14 protein-coding genes are annotated in these 17,271 nt (G+C 55.9%); 12 read left to right on the top strand and 2 right to left on the bottom strand.

What is annotated here, in order from left to right:
• The first annotated feature begins 230 nt into the window (after positions 1-230).
• The 11 genes from R0382_RS17065 (at position 231) to R0382_RS17015 (ending at position 14,534) form a co-directional block, all read left to right on the top strand.
• Positions 231-746: a hypothetical protein gene (locus R0382_RS17065; protein ID WP_432721170.1), complete on the top strand. Its 516-nt coding sequence runs from the start codon at positions 231-233 to the stop codon at positions 744-746.
• Positions 733-2,529, top strand: a complete 1,797-nt coding sequence (locus tag R0382_RS17060; protein ID WP_432721168.1) for a Mu transposase C-terminal domain-containing protein — start codon at positions 733-735, stop codon at positions 2,527-2,529. The genes R0382_RS17065 and R0382_RS17060 overlap by 14 nt, the downstream gene beginning before the upstream one ends.
• Before the next feature lie 2 nt (positions 2,530-2,531).
• Positions 2,532-4,103 (top strand): TniB family NTP-binding protein, encoded by a 1,572-nt coding sequence (locus tag R0382_RS17055; protein WP_432721166.1) that lies wholly within the window; start codon positions 2,532-2,534, stop codon positions 4,101-4,103.
• A 254-nt stretch (positions 4,104-4,357) separates the two neighbouring features.
• Positions 4,358-4,792, top strand: coding sequence for a hypothetical protein (locus R0382_RS17050; protein WP_432721164.1), 435 nt, complete (start codon positions 4,358-4,360; stop codon positions 4,790-4,792).
• A 33-nt stretch (positions 4,793-4,825) separates the two neighbouring features.
• Positions 4,826-5,968, top strand: a complete 1,143-nt coding sequence (locus tag R0382_RS17045; RefSeq protein ID WP_432721162.1) for a hypothetical protein — start codon at positions 4,826-4,828, stop codon at positions 5,966-5,968.
• A complete protein-coding gene (locus R0382_RS17040) occupies positions 5,968-8,172 on the top strand; it encodes a hypothetical protein (RefSeq protein ID WP_432721160.1) in 2,205 nt (734 codons plus the stop codon). Before R0382_RS17045 ends, R0382_RS17040 begins: the two co-directional genes overlap by 1 nt.
• A gap of 683 nt (positions 8,173-8,855) precedes the next feature.
• The gene (locus R0382_RS17035; protein ID WP_432721158.1) at positions 8,856-11,582 is read left to right on the top strand and encodes a type VI secretion system Vgr family protein; all 2,727 of its coding nucleotides are present in this window, start codon (positions 8,856-8,858) and stop codon (positions 11,580-11,582) included.
• A gap of 29 nt (positions 11,583-11,611) precedes the next feature.
• Positions 11,612-12,802, top strand: coding sequence for a hypothetical protein (locus R0382_RS17030; protein WP_432721156.1), 1,191 nt, complete (start codon positions 11,612-11,614; stop codon positions 12,800-12,802).
• A 24-nt stretch (positions 12,803-12,826) separates the two neighbouring features.
• Positions 12,827-13,504, top strand: coding sequence for an AHH domain-containing protein (locus R0382_RS17025; protein WP_432721154.1), 678 nt, complete (start codon positions 12,827-12,829; stop codon positions 13,502-13,504).
• A 1-nt stretch (position 13,505) separates the two neighbouring features.
• Positions 13,506-14,117 (top strand): hypothetical protein, encoded by a 612-nt coding sequence (locus tag R0382_RS17020; protein ID WP_432721152.1) that lies wholly within the window; start codon positions 13,506-13,508, stop codon positions 14,115-14,117.
• Positions 14,118-14,294: 177 nt separating this feature from the next.
• Positions 14,295-14,534 carry a hypothetical protein gene (locus tag R0382_RS17015; RefSeq protein WP_432721151.1) on the top strand — a complete coding sequence of 80 codons (240 nt, stop codon included), beginning with the start codon at positions 14,295-14,297 and terminating at the stop codon, positions 14,532-14,534.
• Positions 14,535-14,718: 184 nt separating this feature from the next.
• On the opposite strand, the gene R0382_RS17010 is transcribed toward R0382_RS17015, so the two are convergent.
• Both R0382_RS17010 and R0382_RS17005 read right to left on the bottom strand, forming a co-directional pair.
• Positions 14,719-15,183, bottom strand: coding sequence for a cupin domain-containing protein (locus R0382_RS17010; RefSeq protein ID WP_432721149.1), 465 nt, complete (start codon positions 15,181-15,183; stop codon positions 14,719-14,721).
• A gap of 53 nt (positions 15,184-15,236) precedes the next feature.
• The gene (locus R0382_RS17005) at positions 15,237-15,662 is read right to left on the bottom strand and encodes a MarR family winged helix-turn-helix transcriptional regulator (RefSeq protein WP_432721147.1); all 426 of its coding nucleotides are present in this window, start codon (positions 15,660-15,662) and stop codon (positions 15,237-15,239) included.
• Positions 15,663-16,396: 734 nt separating this feature from the next.
• Here R0382_RS17005 and R0382_RS17000 point away from each other — a divergent pair.
• Positions 16,397-17,143, top strand: coding sequence for a hypothetical protein (locus R0382_RS17000; RefSeq protein ID WP_432721145.1), 747 nt, complete (start codon positions 16,397-16,399; stop codon positions 17,141-17,143).
• Positions 17,144-17,271: the final 128 nt, after the last annotated feature.

Here is a 17,271-nt window from a genome sequence, read left to right as displayed (position 1 = left end):
CGACAAGACGCAGATCAAACACTGAACTGAATCCATAAACACAGACGGACCCTTTCGGGTCCGTCTGCGGTTGCGGTATCTGAAGACACAACAACGGGTCGCACCTTGAAGTGTCTTCCGAACGCAGCCCGTCGTCAAGTCACGCCCGTACTTCGGGCGGGTCGCGCTGATGCACGTCCTCCAGATGCCTCGTCTGGCCGCGTATTGGCGTGTTTTCTTCGGGAGACGCCATGCTTTTGCAGCACGGTGCTGGCATACCTTGCCAGCAGTTACTTCACGCCTCGGACGAGGCTGCCCGGCCGATTCTGGCCCAGATCGATGCCGCGTTTCGGCATCCCCCCTCCGTTGCCAATACCCTGCATGGGGTGCGGCGTATCCACCAAGGGGCGCGCGGGCGGAGCACCTCGCTGTTCCCCAGTCGCAAATCGGGCGGTGCGATTCCGCTGGAAAGCAAGCTGGAGCTGGCCTACGCGGTCGTGCTGGAACGCTCGCCAGCGGTACTGCGCTATCGCACCCAGGTGGTTCACATCCCATTGCCAGCAGGGCAGTCGGCTTTCCCCGATTTTCTGGTTGAGTTGGTGGATGGTGGCTTCGAGCTGCACGAGGTGAAGCCATCGATAGCCCACCTATCCCGAGCGTATCTGGACCGGTGTGAGCTGATCATCAGCGTGTTGCAATCAGCGCAGGTACCTTTTCGGCTGTGCGGCCACGGCAGGTGGTCGCCAGCACAAGATGCCTCTGGGTGACTTCGCCGAGCTTGTGAGCACGAACAAGATTGCGGTGAAGAGTGAGTCGGTGCGCCGCACCGTCCATGCGCACAATGCGCCGGCACTGGTTCGCAAGCATCGCTATGTGGAGGCGGTGCTGCGCCATCTGCCGCATCCCACCGCGCGCCAAGCCCTCAATGCCGTGATCCAGCAGGTTGCTGCTGAGCTGAATGATCCAGCCCCACCCACTGACAGGGCTGTCATTTATTGGCTTCGCGCTTTTGAATTGCACGGCGAACAGGGCTTGCTCAGGAAGAGGGGGTCTGGCAATTACACCCTGCAATTCGATCCCGAGGTCGAGCTGCTGATCAACGAGGCGATACAGCAGATTTATTTGAAGCCCGAGCGCTCCAGCGCTGTCGATATTCGCAGCTATGTGGTCGGCAAATTGGCTGAGTCGGGTCTGTGCTCTGCATTCCACAACGACATTCGCGTACCGACGTTGCGCTCGATTCAGCGCCGGCTCAAGCAGCTTGATCCCTATGTCGTCGCCCGCGCGCAGCGCGGTGAGCTTGCCGCAAACCGGATAGCCCGTGCGGCGGGCAGATCGCGGCGAGCGGGCGCGCTGCTCTCGGTTGTTGAATTGGATACCCCCCAACTGGACATCCAGGTTGTCGATCCGGATAGCGGGGAGGTGTTGGGGCGGCCGTACCTGACTTGCTTGTTCGATGTGTGCACTCGCGCTGTGGTGGGCATGCACATTAGCCTCTACCCGCCGAGCGCTGCGACGGCCTTGGCTGCACTGCGTGACATGCTGACCAGGCCGAATCGCGGCCTGCCTGGAGGGGTTGCGATCATCATCGTCCCTGACAACGGGGTTGAGTTTAAGAACACGGCGTTCATGCGCGTCTGCGAGGCGCTGGCGATCATCCTCTCGCCAGCACAAATCAGAGACCCGAATGGGAAGGCGCATATCGAGCGCTTCTTCTACATCCTGACCCGAGGGTTGGTGCAGAAGCTGTCCGGGACGACCTTCTCGAACCCGGTAGCGCGAGGTGAATACGACTCGGCTAAGCAGGCGTGCCTGACGCTGAATCAAATGTCCGACCTGATCGAGCAATGGGTCAACGAGGTGTATCACCAGACCGTCCATAGCCGAACCGGCCGCGCACCGATTCTGGCTTGGGAAGAGCAGGCCAAGTTGATCGCACCGCTCGCGCTGTCGGCTGACGATGTTGATGCGCTGGCACGCCGCCCGGTGATGCGGACCATTCAGCATGGCCGGGTGCAGGTCGATGGCATTGAGTATTTCTCGCACGCTTTGGCAACGCTGCAAGCCCAAGGCATGGACCGGGTGACCGTGCTGGTCAACGATCTGAACCTGCACTCGGTGTTGATTCAGCACCCCACCGAAAAAGACACCTTCATCCTCGCCGAATCGACCGATCCGGAATACACGGTTGGGCTCGATTGCTACATGCACGCCGAGTCGATGCGCATCAAAAAGTCGTTCTCACAGGCCGATCTCAAAAAGCTTGGCCTTAACGCGAATGCCCTGGCTCGCGCTCGATTGCTGGAGGACATCCGTAGCGCCAGCCAAATCGGTAAAAAACGCCTGCGCAAGCTCACCAATGGCCAGGGGCGCGAGACCAATGCGCTGCAACAGCAGACCCAGATGGCGCAAGCAAAACCACGCCGTGCAGCTGTGGCGGCACCACGTCCGGTCACTCCACCGCCCGAATTGCCCAGTCCCGAGACCGTCCACCTCGTTGCAGCGGACACAACTGATGTGCCGTATACCGCGTTTGAGCTGGAGTGGTGAATATGCAGAACATCACTACGCTCCAACGTGTTGCGCTGCTCGATAAGGTTGTTGTCCCCCATCCGGCTTGGGAACAGGCCTTACAGGGTATTCAAGACTGCGTCGCAAAATCTCAGGTGTATCGCGAGCCAGTGGGCAGCCTGCTCTTGGCCGACGGCGGCATGGGCAAAACCACGGTTTGCCGGGCCATTCTGGCGCAGATGCCCCACGCGATCAAAGTCGAACAGCGGCTGGAAAAGACGCTGATCCCGGCCTTTTATGCGGAGGTGCCGTCACCGGCGACCGTCAAAAGTGTCGCAGCCAGTCTGCTGACCAAACTGAACGACCCCAGCCCGCAGGCCGGTAATACCGGGCAGATGACCCAGCGGCTCTGCAAGCTGCTGGCCGAGTGTGAAACGAAACTGGTGCTCCTGGATGAGTTTCACCATCTGTTCGATATCCGTAAAACAGGCGCGAGGGTCAACACGAACGTTTGCAACTGGATTAAGTCCGTGGTGAATCAAACCAGGGTGACATTTTGCCTGGTCGGCTTGCCTCAGTTCGCCCCGATTCTTGCTATCGATAGCCAACTGGCGCGACGTTTCCCACTGGAATTTTCGCTACCACCCCTGCGGGTCGGGACGACGGCGGAACCTGGGGCGTTGTTGCTTTTCCTCGCCCAGATCAAGCAGACGCTGCTGCACAAGCTGCAATTTCAAGCTGTGCCGCATCTGGATCGGCACGATATTGCCCTGCAAATCTATGCCGCAACGGGCGGCTCCCCGGCGTTCGTCATGGCCCTGGTGAAGGAGGCCGTGCGCTTTGCACTGGACCCCCCGGAGGTCAAAGCCGCCGTCTCCGAGTTCTGCATCGACATGCCGGACCACAAAATGACAGAGGTTGTGGAACGGCTGAACGAGCTCCCTGCTCTTGCCGGCAAGCCCATGCTGCTTCGAGAAGTTTCCTCTCAGCTGTTCTGGGGTATGTCGAAGGTTTTGGACAAGCGACAGGGCCTCATCGCCGCAGTCTTGGGTGTCGATGAATGTCCGTTTCCGGAGGCTCCGATTCAGCTTCAGGTGTTTTTGCCGCCGGTGGGTTTTAGGGGCGTGCTATTCATCGAGAACCTTATGAGTTTCGAGCGTGCTATTCGCTCGACGAGCTCAGCGTTCGATGGATTAGCACTGATCTATGCCTCGGGCTTCAAAGGAAGTGCTCTGCGGCTGCGTACGCCGGATGGCTGCTCTCTCTTCTATGCCGCGCGTGGCGGTATCGATCAAAATCTTCGAGATGGTTTTGAGGCTTGGCTCTTTGGCCAAGATGCCATTCCCGCCTTCTTCTGGGGTGATCTGGATTGGTCCGGTATGCGTATCCTGTCTGCTTTGCGCGCAAGTTTCCTCGACCTCACGGCTTGGGAGCCGGGCTACTCCCAGATGCTGGCCGCTCTCAGAGATGGCAAAGGGCACTCACCGGAGGCCGCCGACAAGCAAGGGCAGAAAGCGCTGGGCACCTTGGGTTGTGCCTACGCTGACGCCCATCTAGTACCCGCGCTGCAGATCTATGGAAAGTTTGTTGACCAGGAGCAAATCATCCCGTAACACGGCTTTGCAAACGGAGGCGATCATGCGCATCCGCGGTGCTGGGGGTGGCAGCTTTGGCCGCGATGTTTGAAAATTCAAACCGCTGCCTGAACGGAGCACGCAGCCATAGGCCGAAAGCCAGGTCCGGATTAGCGGACGTTTCGCGCCAGAGGCGGCCGCGTCACCCTCCCATATGCTCGCCTTGGTTCATTGCGGCATGTCAAGTATCCTTTGACTCTGCAACTTTACTTCGAGAACACACGAGGCTACTAATGACGCGCCCATTCCCTGAGCGAATCGCAGCGATGAATGCGATGTACCGATTGGCGGCTCACGACAGTCCAGTAATTCCTGCTGACTTTGCTGACCGCTTAACCAAGTTCAAAGCCACGCTAATGGAGGAAGTCCATGAGATTGATGACATCGTAGCGATGGCGGGCTCTGGTGCGTCAAAGCTCGAAGTTGCGGTAGCTATAGCCGACTTGCTAGGCGACGTCATAGTCTATTGTCGTTCGGAGGCACTCAAGTATGGTTTGCCTCTCGAGGATGTCCTAAACATCATCATGGATAGTAATGAGAGCAAATTAGGGGCTGATGGGAACCCGATTTACGACCAGAACGGAAAGTTCCTAAAGGGACCGAACTACTGGAAGCCCGAGCCGAAAATTCGTGAGCTGTTGAGCAAGAGCATGACGAATGATTGCTGACTACTTACTCAGACAACACTCTAGGATTGTGTAATGGAACCTCTCGTCTTAACGGACGGATGGACGCTTGAGAGTATTGAAAGCGCAATGCAGCGAATCGTGACAAGTGCAGGCGCCCCATTACAGCTCAATAGAAGCTTTGTGGGTCGGCGCAAAGGCGCGCTGCACGATGCAGCTAGGCTCCAATTGCTAGTTACTTGGGCCCGTCTAGCTCAAGAGCGTCAGCTGCACTATCACAGTGCTAACCAGCAGCAAACTGTTTTAGAGGAACTGTGTGACTACGCACCCGGCATAACGGCGCTACGTTTGTGTGATGGTGTGGTCATTGGTGAGAAATTGATTCAAAGGCGCGATGCTCTTGAGCCCACCACGGACAAAATGGCATCGACTGATGGCGTGATATGGCGCGATATTATAAAGGGTCGGACGATTGATTTTACCTGCGTCAGTGGTGCAAAGGTCCAATATTTGAGGCCATTATTCACCGCACGGAACAAAGATGCGGTAAAGCGCAAGGAGGGCATGTTTCTGATGCTTTCCTCACTGAGCGAATTTATTGCAAAAGACGATGCAAACAATATTCCTCAGCCTTTTATTCGAGCCAGCGCGGTATTTGCAAGCGAGCTTCTTAAGAATACTCAAGAACATGCAACAAGCGATTATCGGAACAAGCCTTACTTAGAACATGCCGAAGGCCTTATCGTCAGTTGGGCCCAAATGGATGAGGCATCATATCGAGAAGATTTTGAAGGGCACCCCCTTCTAGGTGAGTTTTGGGAACGAGAACGGGTGCCTGTTCGTAGTGGCGGCGAAATGGCTCTACGCTGCCTGCAACTTAGCTTTTTTGATACAGGCCCCGGCTTTGCTAGTCGAGCGACTGGAAAGTTGGTGTCGGAGCTCTCTTTAGAAGAAGAACGCATAGCATTATTGGATTGCCTGCAGAAAAATGCCTCAACAAAGCGAAAAGCGGGCTCTGGTAATGGATTGCCAGACGTGCTTGAGGAGCTTCGCAAGATCGGCGGGATGATCCGCATACGATCTGGGCGACTGAGCTTGTTTAATGCGTTCTCTCAAAACGACGTCCGGGATCCATTCGCCTTTGAAGATTGGTCTGAAAAGCAGTTGGCTGCGGCCGCAGGTGCCGTTGTATCTCTACTCATTCCCCTCAGAAGATGATGCGCAAAGCCTATTCTTTTAATGCACGTGGTACCTGTACATCAACAGGGAAGGAAATTGATGCGCTTTGCGTTTTCTTTGATACAAAGCACTCGATGTCTGAACTCGTTTTTTTTGATGAGCTCGATGAGTCGCTACCACAACTTAAGACGCTACCCGACTGCGTGGTCATCATTGCGGATGAAACCAATCTCGTTTCTCTCCAAGAGAACTGGACAACCTCGACTGCTCAGCAGCATATCTTTCAGCAGCGGGGAATGCGCAAAAACGTGCCATTTATCAAAAGCTACTACTTTGTGGCTTGGGATCCCACTGCTGGGCTCAGTGTCAAAAACGCGCACGGATCAGGCGGAGCGGCCGCAAATTTCACCCTTCCCATAGACAGTTTCATCAGCCAAGGGCTGCACGGACTTATAGATAGCAATCCTGTAGTCCAAATTGCCCCAGCCGGGCACGTCTTCAGACATCCATCGAAAACCGTAAACAAGCTCTTTATTCAAGCGCGAGAACTTGCGACATGCGAAGTGGAATTGGCATTCGTTGGACGGTGTCTTGCACATCGTTTAAAGGCGCTTACCCTTCCTCAGTTATCCACTGTTTTCATAGATAGCATGGGTATCTATTCGATCGTGCGCGAGGCATTGACCTTCGCAAATAGCCGTGCAGTGATTCATAGCTTCCATTCTTATGCCGAACTCTCTGAGCTTTCACCACCTACCGAGCCCTATGCTGTAGTCATTTCTGCTTCAACGAGTGGCGGAATGGCGCGCACACTACACAGTGATCAAAGGTTTGACGATGAGCGCATATTGACGTTGATCGACACAACTAGATCAGGCCGCACAGGCAACGTGTTGATCGCGCTGGATGATCTGACTCCTTCCTATCGCAAGCCGATGGCCGATGGAACGGAGACCCAAATTGAAATTTTCGGCGAACATTTTTCGTCAAAAGCAAAGCCCCCGCGGGCTGTCACTCTTGGTATGCCGCACGAGCCCAAACCTCTTAGAAAATTTCTAACCCGGTTCGGCCGCCAGGGGCTGGTCAATTTAAACACTCAGCCCGCTGGGAGACTCGCGCCACGCCTTGTTTGTCTCGATAGTAACGTTGTTGCAAGTGACACGGAGCTTCTAACTTGGTTGAAACATGAAATTGATTGGCGTGTATCGGTTGCTATCGATCACATTATTCATGCTGGTGACACTGGCTCCCAAACCTTGGCCGAAGCTGCCGCAAATGTTCTTCAAGCAGCGAAAGGTTCAGCTATACGGCCAGCAATTATTTCATATACGGACCTCACAGACACTATTTTGAATCGAGCAAAAGGCGTCTTAGTTGTACATGCTGTGGCCGGTGATGGTGGTTTACTCCGTGAAATTAGTCGCGACCTACGCGAGTTCTTGACTTCGGATGTGCCTCGTCATTTTCTTGCGGGTGTTGGCTTACCGCAGAGCGAAGAGACTTGGCAGCGTCTTCAGCAGTTCCTTGTGAGGAATCCGAGCACACGGGAATATGGGTTCTCTACGTGGTTAGTCTTACCAATAGGTTCCGAAGGTACAGTCAATGCTTGGCAGGGTTTGAGTAAGTGCGCAGAAAAAGCCCAGATGGAGCTACCTTCGGTTTCTGGAGTCAGCAAGTCAATTCTTACCCAGTCAGTGGACCTCGCGGTGCAGAGTATTAGAGATGCCGACAATGGATTCCTACCTACCAGCAGTGGCGCCAGTCTCAGCTTATCCGATGGATTTCTCTTTTTTGGCGATGTATTTAACGGAACACTAAACGATGTTCCAGAGAGTACCACCTACACAACAGTGGCATCAGTCCTTCAGGCCGCAAGGGATATGAAAGTTCCTGCCAATCAGCTGAAACCGAATGGTTATGAATCAGTTGTCTTGTCACCAGAGAATTTTTTGAGATTCAACGACAATCTCCTACAGGCTTGCATTTTGCGTGCAGCTCATCCCTCAGAACTAGATTACTCGTCGAGTCCTCACTTGAGTTGCCTGATGAAGGAGTTTTTATTGAAGGTCTTTTCCCGTCACGACCATGCCTATGGAGCGGCATCGCTTGAATTTGCTGCTGCACTTGCTTGTGGACGCATGAAATTAATTGCTGAAGATCGGAATGAAGTGCAGCAAAAGGCCCTCGAAAAACTTTCGAGCGGGCCGAGTGCGCTGCTCGGCTTGGTGTGCCTGATGGCTTGAAACTTAGAGTAGAAGGAAATACGAACTGTCGATTTTGAACTGGATGTTTTAAGTCACCGCCACCCATACGGTGATTGGGAGCCTACAAAGACCGTAGATCTGAATGAAGAATTATGTGTCGTGTTTCGCCTGCAGTGAAAAATTATGTGTCGCCGCTTGGAGCGAGCTGATGTCGTTTCCGTTCGTAAGGTATTGATTATTAATATACTGAAATGAAAAATTATCTGTCGCCCGACGGTTCGTCGTCGAACGACACATAAGTTTGTCCAAACGACATATAAGCGTGCACTCGACGACACATAAAACGTCATCGGGGCGCCCCCTGAAAAGATAAAAGCCTCGCGGATGCGAGGCTTTTTTTTGGCAACTATGTGGTGTGAAGCTGCAGAGATCCCTGACAAGTAGTATTTGGTCAGTTGCTTTGCGTTTCAACGATGGCGACGGCTGCTGTCGATCTATGCGAACCGGAACGCTTAGTATGCCGCGACGAAAAAAGGCCTATGAGCGATACGGGACTTCGGCGGTGATGTCGCTGAGGGGGCCTTTGGGGACCCACGACTGCGTGGTCATGCAACCCCAACATGGGCGCACTTGTGATCGGTCGCCGATTGACGGGTGAACATTGCCCAGTTTTTTGCTTAACGATACCATCTGTTATTCTGACAAATATTGTTTGAATTTCGATGGAAATCAATCAGCTTCTCGCGGCGTTTGCCTCTGCCTTCGCGCAAGACCGGCGCCTGCTGACGCTGCAACTGGCCGAGGGCGGCGCCTTCGGCGAGCAGTTGCTGCCGCAGACGCTGCGCGCTGACGAAACGCTGTCGCAGCCGTACCGCTACGGACTCGAATGCCTGTCGCCGGATGCCGAGCTCGAACTGAAGTCGCTGCTGGGCCTGCCGGCGGAGCTGGGGGTCGAGACCGCCGACGGCGGCAGCGTGGTGCGCACCGGCATTGTCACCACGGCCGAATCGCTCGGTTCGGACGGCGGCTTTGCCCGCTACCGGCTGACGATCGAACCGCCGCTGGCGCTGCTGCGGCATCGCCGCACCAGCCGGGTGTTCCAGGACCAGTCGGTCCCCGACATCGTCAAGGCGATCGTCGCCGAGCATCAGGGCCGCAACGCGGTCATCCAGTCGCACTTCGCCGTCGAGTTTGAGCTGGGCCAGACCTACGCCCCGCGTAGCTACTGCCTGCAGTACCGCGAGAGTGACCTCGACTTCGTCCAGCGCCTGCTGGCCGAAGAGGGACTGAGCTACCGCTTCGCCCATCAAGGCGGTGAGACGCCGATGGTGACGATGCGGGTGTTCGACGACGCCTACGCGTTGCCGCAACTGGCGCAAGCGCGCATCCGTTTCCACCGCGCCGACGCGACCGAAGCCGACGACACCATCACCGGCTGGGATTCGCAGCGCCAGCTCGGCCCCGGCCAGGCCAGCCTGAGCAGTTTCGACTACAAGCCGACCCGCAGCGGTGACGCCGCCAGCGCCAGCAGCACCGAGCAGGGCAGTGGCTCACAGGCTGAAGTCAGCCTCGACGACTATGATCCGCAAACGCTGTACTACGGCAGCGATAGCGAAGACCTGAACCGCTACGCCCGGCTGCGCCAGCAGGCGCACGACCTGAACAAGAAGGGCTTCAGCGGCGAAGCCACGGTGCGCTCACTCGAGCCCGGCCAGTGGTTCACCCTGCTCGACCATCCGGCGCACGACTTCGATGCACCGGAAGATCGCGAATTCACCGTCACCGGCGTGCGTTTCACCGCCAACAACAACCTGCCGGACGAGCTGGCCCGGCTGTTGCCATCGCTGCAGGGCGCAAAGGTGGCCAGCAGCACGCAAGCCGCACCGTTCACGGCCCGATTCGACGCCCAGCGCCGCGGCATCCCGCTGACGCCGGACTACCAGCCCCACAGCAAGCCGACCAGCCGTGGCGTGCAGACCGCCACCGTGGTCGGTCCCCGAGGCGGTTCCGCCGATTCAAACTCGGCCGGCGAAGTCCACACCGACGAACTCGGCCGCATCAAGGTGCAGTTCCACTGGCAGCGGACGCAGGAACACCCCGACTACGGCGCCAATCTCGACGACAAGAGCAGCTGCTGGCTACGCGTCGCCATGCCCTCGGCCGGTGCCGGCTGGGGCCACCAGTTCATCCCCCGCGTCGGTCAGGAAGTGCTGGTCGACTTCCTCGAAGGCGACATCGACCGGCCGCTGGTGACCGGCGTCGTCTACAACGGCAGCCACCCGGTCCCGGCCTTCAGCGGTGCCGGCAGCCTGCCGGCCAACAAGACCCTCTCCGGCATCAAGACCAAGGAACACGGTGGTGGTCAGTACGGCGAACTGCTGTTCGACGACACCCAGGGCGAAGTGCGCACCAAGCTCAGTTCCGAGCACGGCAAGACCCAGTTGAACCAGGGCTTTTTGATCCAGCCGCGATCCGACGGCAAAGGCACACCGCGAGGCGAAGGCTTCGAACTCAGAACCGACCAGCACGGCGCGCTCCGCGCGGCGAACGGCCTGCTGATCACGACCGAAGCGGCCAACGGCGCCGGCGGTAACCAGCTCGACCGCAGCCAGGCACAATCCCAGCTCGACGCCGCCTTCGAGCTGGCCAGCAGCCTCGGCGACGTTGCCACCCACCAACTGGCCGACACCATCGAAACCGGCCCGGAAACCATCAAGGACAATGCCAAGGCCGCCAAATCCCAGCAGGGCCACCTGCACCACCTGAAGGAAGCCCTCAAAAGCTGGGCCAACGGCACCAATACCTCGAAGGACGCCAAAGGCGATCAAGCCGGTAAACAAGCCCTGATCGTCGTCAGCACCCCGGCCGGCCTCGCCCAAACCACGCCCAACAGCCAGGCCATCACCGCCGGCAGCAACCTCGACCTGATCGCCCAACGCGACACCCAGCAGACTTCAGGACGGCGCTGGCTGCACAACGTCGGCGAACACATCAGCCTGTTCGTCAGTGGTGTGAAGGGCCAGATCGCGCTGAAGCTGATTGCGGCCAAGGGCAAAGTCCAACTTCAGGCACAAAGCGACAGCATCGACATCAACGCAGCGAAAGATCTAGCCAAAACCGCCAACCAGAAAATCGTCGTCAATGCTGGCCAGGAAATACTGCTGACCTCGGGCGGTGCCTATATCAGGCTCAAGGGCGGCAACATCGAGATCCATGCCCCGGGCAAGATCGACGTCAAAGGGGCGAGCCACAGTTTTGAAGGACCGGCCAGCATGAACACCGTGATGCCGATTCTGCCGAGTGACGATGCTTCATGGGTAAAGGCCGCCGCATTCTATGACGACGCCTGGAATACGCCTTGGCCACTCGAGAACCTCAAGGTGGATGTGAACAACAAGACGATCGCGAACGCTCTCAAGGTCGACCTGACGGATCGGAGCAAAAAGTAATGGCGAATAGTGGGGAACAGAGCAAGCATGTGCTCGCGCCAAAAGACGGGTCAGTCACCATCGAGGCCAAACCGACGGTCACCGAGAAAGAAATCTTCGATGACAGGCAGCTGATCATTCAGCGCCTAGATGCGGCCTACCTGAATCTGGTCGATACCATGGCGCCGTTTCAGCGCAAATGGGATGCCGATCCGATTTCTGCGCTTGCTGACGCAACCTGGTCGGGGGCTTCCGCCGGCGTGAGCGGCTGGGGCGAAGATTTCGCTGAAATGTTCGAGAAGAAAACCTGGGTCGCATTGGGTGACAAGATCAGCGATGCGGCAGGATCGGTCTATGACACTGCCGGCGTGTACGCGATTCGCATGCAGAACGACCTGACCGCACGGGCAAACAAGGCCGCCGGCGTTATCGAGAACGCCGACAAGACGCTAATGAACTGGGCCTGGTGGCAAGCCAACTACGACGAGGCGGCGCAAAGCGCGCAAGCAAAGCTCGCCGCTGTTCAATCGACGGTCAATCAGACGGTCAAAACTGCGACTGAGGCGGCCGAGAAAGCTCGCAAAATCTACGCTCACCGCGAGGCCATCCTTAATCTGCCAACGCTGATTGCGAAGGGAGATCCCAAGCCGATCCAGTCGTTTGTCGATACGGTCCTGATGGACATCGATCCGGAGCTGGCCAAAGACATCAAGAACGATCCGAACTTCTACGTCGTGCTTGAAATCATCGCCGACCACGACAGCGTGCTGTCCTACCTTGGTTATGCGAGCCTGACTTTCGAGGCAGTCCCACCCAACTTTTACGCCTACCTCGCAGCCAAAGGTGGGGCCTACCTGATGATCGAGGTCATCCTGCTGGTCGTGACCGCGTTGCTAACCGTCGGGGCTGCTGCCGCGGCGAGAATTACAGCGCTGGCAGCCAGAATTGCAGCCAGCAGTGCCAAGGTGGCAGGGGTCGCAAAAAAGATCGAGCGGGCTATGGAGGCATTCAACGCGTTCACGCGCAGCATCGAGGATTTTTCGGATGCTGCGAACCAGCTACACCGCTTGGGGGACAAGCTGCGACAAGCACGTCAGCGCGGGTTACGAGTGAAGGGAAACACGCGGAGCACCATTACCGCGCGACGCGAGGCGATCAAGCGCGACAAGAAGTGCCGGATCTGCGGCAGCTCCAAGCATACGACGCCGCGTGGCCACATTGGCACCGTTGTGTACGAGTAATCGGAATAGGAATAGGCAAAATATATGCTTGGCAATGCGGCAAAAGACAGCCATTACCTGAAGCGAATTAAAGATGCGACGGCCGATATGCCAGAGCACCCACGTCATTTCGGTGTACTGATGCAGGCGCATCATATTATTTCGGCAGAAGGCGTAAAACGATCCGGTCTGGGCAAAGAGCTCGCTCAGTTCGGTTACGATATCAACCTGCTTCCCAATTTGGTTTTCATTCCATCGACGTTGCAGGGTGCGTGCCACCTTGGTGTGCAGCCACATCGTGGCAATCACACAGCCTTGTTGGAAGCTGATGAGGGTGATGACGATAGCCAACACCCATTGACGTATCACGATATGGTCAAAACGCGAGTGGCTGAGCTGGAACATCTTCTGACCGACAATTGTCCTGCCGAAGATCCAGACCGTAGAAAAAAGATAAAGCATAAAATGGATGCAGTCAGTAAGAGCATTCTAGCTCTTATTCAGAAAGCGCCCGGACGGGCGCCGCTAACAAGGGTTGCAATGCCATTTATGTCTGGACACCTTGATGGGTGTTCCGGCGTTGATTCCGTTTCCGCTCGTTCACGGGTAAAAAATCCATGCCCGGTCGGTCGGGATCATAATATGAAACAGGGCCCCGGACAGAAGTCCGAGGGCATCAAATATCGGCGAGTCGCCGAATTTTCTTTGATGGTAGGTCGATGAAATGAGCAAGTACAATAAAGACTACTATTTTATTTTGAAACCGCAAGATGAACGACTTCCGGAAATGACGCCGGATGAGGATACCGCGTCCACACGCTATCGTTTTACCGTTCTTCCTGTGGGGAGTAAGCCGCTTATTTTTCGCAATGGTGCTCTTGACTATCAAAACACAGCCAAATTGAAACAAATTGATCCACCTCCCACAATACTTTTCGATGGATCCAATATTTTAGTTAGAGATGAAATTCGAGATCGCTTGGTCGGATTGGATATTTCGGATTTGGCTATCCAGCCGGCAATTTATATTGACCACAAGAACGAGTGGCACGAAAACTATTGGTATTTGACGTTCACAAAGTATTTTGAGTGCTGGGACAGAAAAACATCGGTTTATGATGTGGTTGATCTCGAAGATGAAATTCGGCATGAAGTGTACACATACTCACTTGATGACGAAAAAATTGAAAGCGTGCAGTTAAAGGATCGTCAACTTTTCAAAATGGGCGGGACGATGGAAGGGAACGTAGTGGTGCATAAATCCATTGCATCACTGTTCAGTATCGATGGCGCGGTTTTGGTGCCTATTGCCGACTTTGGCGTTACTTATCCATAGGCTGATTGGCTGCCCATTTAGAGTTAAGCCCAGCACCGCTGGGCTTTTTGATTTTGTTGCCTTAGGTGATTAGTGGTTAGGGTGAAAAGAGAGTTTGGCTTTATAAGTCACCTTACATAAAGAAGGGATTAAACTACAAAAAGTGGTCTCCTTATATTTTGAAGCAGGGGCGTTGAAATGTCCAAATATAATAATGATTACTATTTTCTGTTTCGCGAAACAGATGAACGCATCCCGTTGATGACGGCTGATGAAGAAACGGTCTCCAGAAAGTACGCATACCAAGCGGCCTTGGTTGGAGAGAAGCCGTTTGTTTTTCACAATGGGTCAATTGACTGGCAAAAAGCAAATAAGACAAAACCACTGTCTGTACCGCCAGATGTGCTGTTTAACGGTGCTGATGTACTGGTAGATTGACCTGCAACTCCGGAGGTCGTTGAACGCTTTGGCAGGGCGTGTCGGTTGCAACCGTAGTTGGTCGCAAAGCGGATTCTAGCGATACGTTCACGTCCGGCCGTAACCGGCCAGGAATGGCTATCGGCTAGGGGCCGCTACTGGCCTCGGAATTGGCTTGCAGGTGTCGACCGAAGCCGGGACGGACTCAATCCGGCCAACTTGGTTTATCCGCGCACATCACGCCATCGTCAATCGTCGCCGCCTGCATGCTGCCTGCCATCGCTTGAATCACGATGTAATAGAGGTCTTCCTGCGACCGATTGCGCCAGGTGCGCACACCCTCCGGAGCTACGCGGATCACGCTGCCTTCCTGCACGTTGATGACGGTGCCATCCACGAGAAATTGGCCGCTGCCACGAAGGAAGATATACAACTCTTCATGCGCGGTATGTTTGTGGTTAAAGGGCATGCTTTGCCCGGCGCCGAGTTTATTAATCGATACTTCCATGCCGCTCATGGCGAGCGGTTCTTTCAGGAACAGCTTGCCCGGATAGCCGCGCCCCTTGCCCTGCGGGAGAAAGAACTGATAGTGGTCGAGATCGCCGAGTGCGCCGACATGTGCGCCCGAAAAATTCAGGCCTTGGATGGTTTCCAGTGGGGTGGCATTCATGGCTTTTCCTCCTTTTTTATAAATGTGTATATACATATAAATGGGGTAAAAAATTACTCCCCGACTTTTTGCACCAGATGAAAGACCGTGCGGGTCAAGCCATCTAGATCGACGTCATGGGCGAGTCTGGCGAATTCTTTTTGCGCGTTTTTCCATAGCGGCTCAGCGTCTTGCAAGCGCTGCAACCCGGCTTCGGTGATGTTCCAACAGCGCTGACGGCGGTCGGCCCCGGTCGCGACGTCGATCCAGCAATTGTTCTGAATGATCTTCAAGGTTCGGGTCAGGGTGGTGCTATCCATCGCCAAGGCTTCGGCCATTCCGCCGGTGGTCATGTCGGGGCAGGCTGCCAGCAGCTTCAAGATGCCGAATTGCGTGATCTTGACGCCGGAAGGTTTGAGAATCTGGTCGTACAGTTGTGTGACGACTCGCGACGCTTGCCGCAGCGAGCCGCAATAACAGGGTAGCCGGATGGGGTTCATGGCGTAGGCTTGTTTGACGTTGAGTGTAACTATATATGTATATACACATTATTAAAATAACCAAGTTGAGGTCATTGTTGTGTAAGTAATGGTGCTACGATGGTTTGAGCAAGGGAGGGTGCCCATGAGTACTCAGCGCCTCACTTCTTTGGCGAAGCAAAGAAAGTAGCCCGCCAGCCGGGCGGAACCGACGGTTTTGTCTTCGATATAAGGGGGCAATTGGCGCGATCTGCTGTTGGCGCATCAAGGAAAGTTAGCGCTAGATGCGCTGATTCCTGCTGTTGAAAACGCGAACGGGACAGCGTTACTGTCCCGTTCGCGTTGAGCGGGACGCTTTAAAACTCCACGTCGTAACTCACCGGTCCCTTCTGATAATTGGTATGCCGCAACCAATCCGACGGATAAGTGATGTACACGTTGAATGCCGCAGGACTGCCAGCGTTTGGGACGACGCGCGGCTGACCATTTAGGACACTTGACGTGCCTGGGGGGCGTCGTTGCATCGAACACGACTTGGCCAGGCGCCCCGCACACGATGCAGAAGGACATGCCGCTTTGTGTGTCGTGTGCAGCAAAAGTCTGGCTTTGTGTCGCTCAGCGTTCAAGCTCTGCAAAAACGACAGTCAGGCTTGGAAATGACGAGTAAATAAGACGTCTCGAGTGGGTCTGCCGTAAATTGAAAAGCCCCGCCGATGCGGGGCTTTTCAATTTTCTAGGCTAATGAAGGCGCGAGCATGCCGTTACTGAGCTTTGGTGCTTACCAGAACCCGATTGCGCTGGCATTGCCGGCGCCCCCCGTCGCCGGTGCTGCCCCTTCACTGGCGCCAGCCCAGGGCGACCATGTGTTCGGTGATGTCATTGGCACCATCGAAACCGCATTGCAGTCGATTTTTGGTGGTGGCGCGAACTGGCGGACGCGGATGCACAGCTTCAATCCGGTGCTTGCGACGCTCTGGGCGGGATTGGCCGCGCTGGACTTTGGTCATGGTGCCAATCCTCCCATCGTGACGCGTGCCGGGGCGCCGGAGCCCGATGAACACTCTCACCTGTTTGGCGGCTATTCACAACGCTTCCAGTGGCAGCTGTGCGAACTTGTTTGCACGGGTTACACCCCCGGCGCCGGCGGCAACAACATCGAGGTCCGCTTGATCGGTGGTGCCACCAAGGCGTGGCGCAAAAAAGTCCTGGCCAGCTTTGACGACCTGCTTGCCCACCTGGTCGACAGCACTGCGCTGGCGTTCTACATCGCCACACCGAATGCAGTCCGTGCCGCAGCACCGAATGCAATTCGACACCCGGCTGTTTCGCTCGTCGCGGCAAATACCTTTGCGGCGGCCAACCATGGCACCGGGAGGGCTAGAGTCAACACCGTTCTGGCGAAGTACACCGGCCTGCGCAGCGGCTTCGAGTCGGTGCTGAGCCGTTTGGAGAGCGAAGGGGGCACTCGAACGTTTGATCCGGTCAACGACACTTGGTCGTGACTTCGTGCCTTGAGCGGGATCGTTGCGAGAGGCAGGCCGAGGAGGCCGGGCAGGGATCGGCGTCGTTCTCGACGGCGGTACGCAAGCCCCATCTCTTCCAGCAGCCAGACGCCACGGGCAGCGCTCGC

Source organism: Jeongeupia wiesaeckerbachi, from assembly GCF_050916355.1.
Lineage (GTDB): Bacteria > Pseudomonadota > Gammaproteobacteria > Burkholderiales > Chitinibacteraceae > Jeongeupia > Jeongeupia wiesaeckerbachi.
Note: the sequence above shows the minus strand (reverse complement) of the source record. Positions and strands in the feature narration are given on the sequence as shown.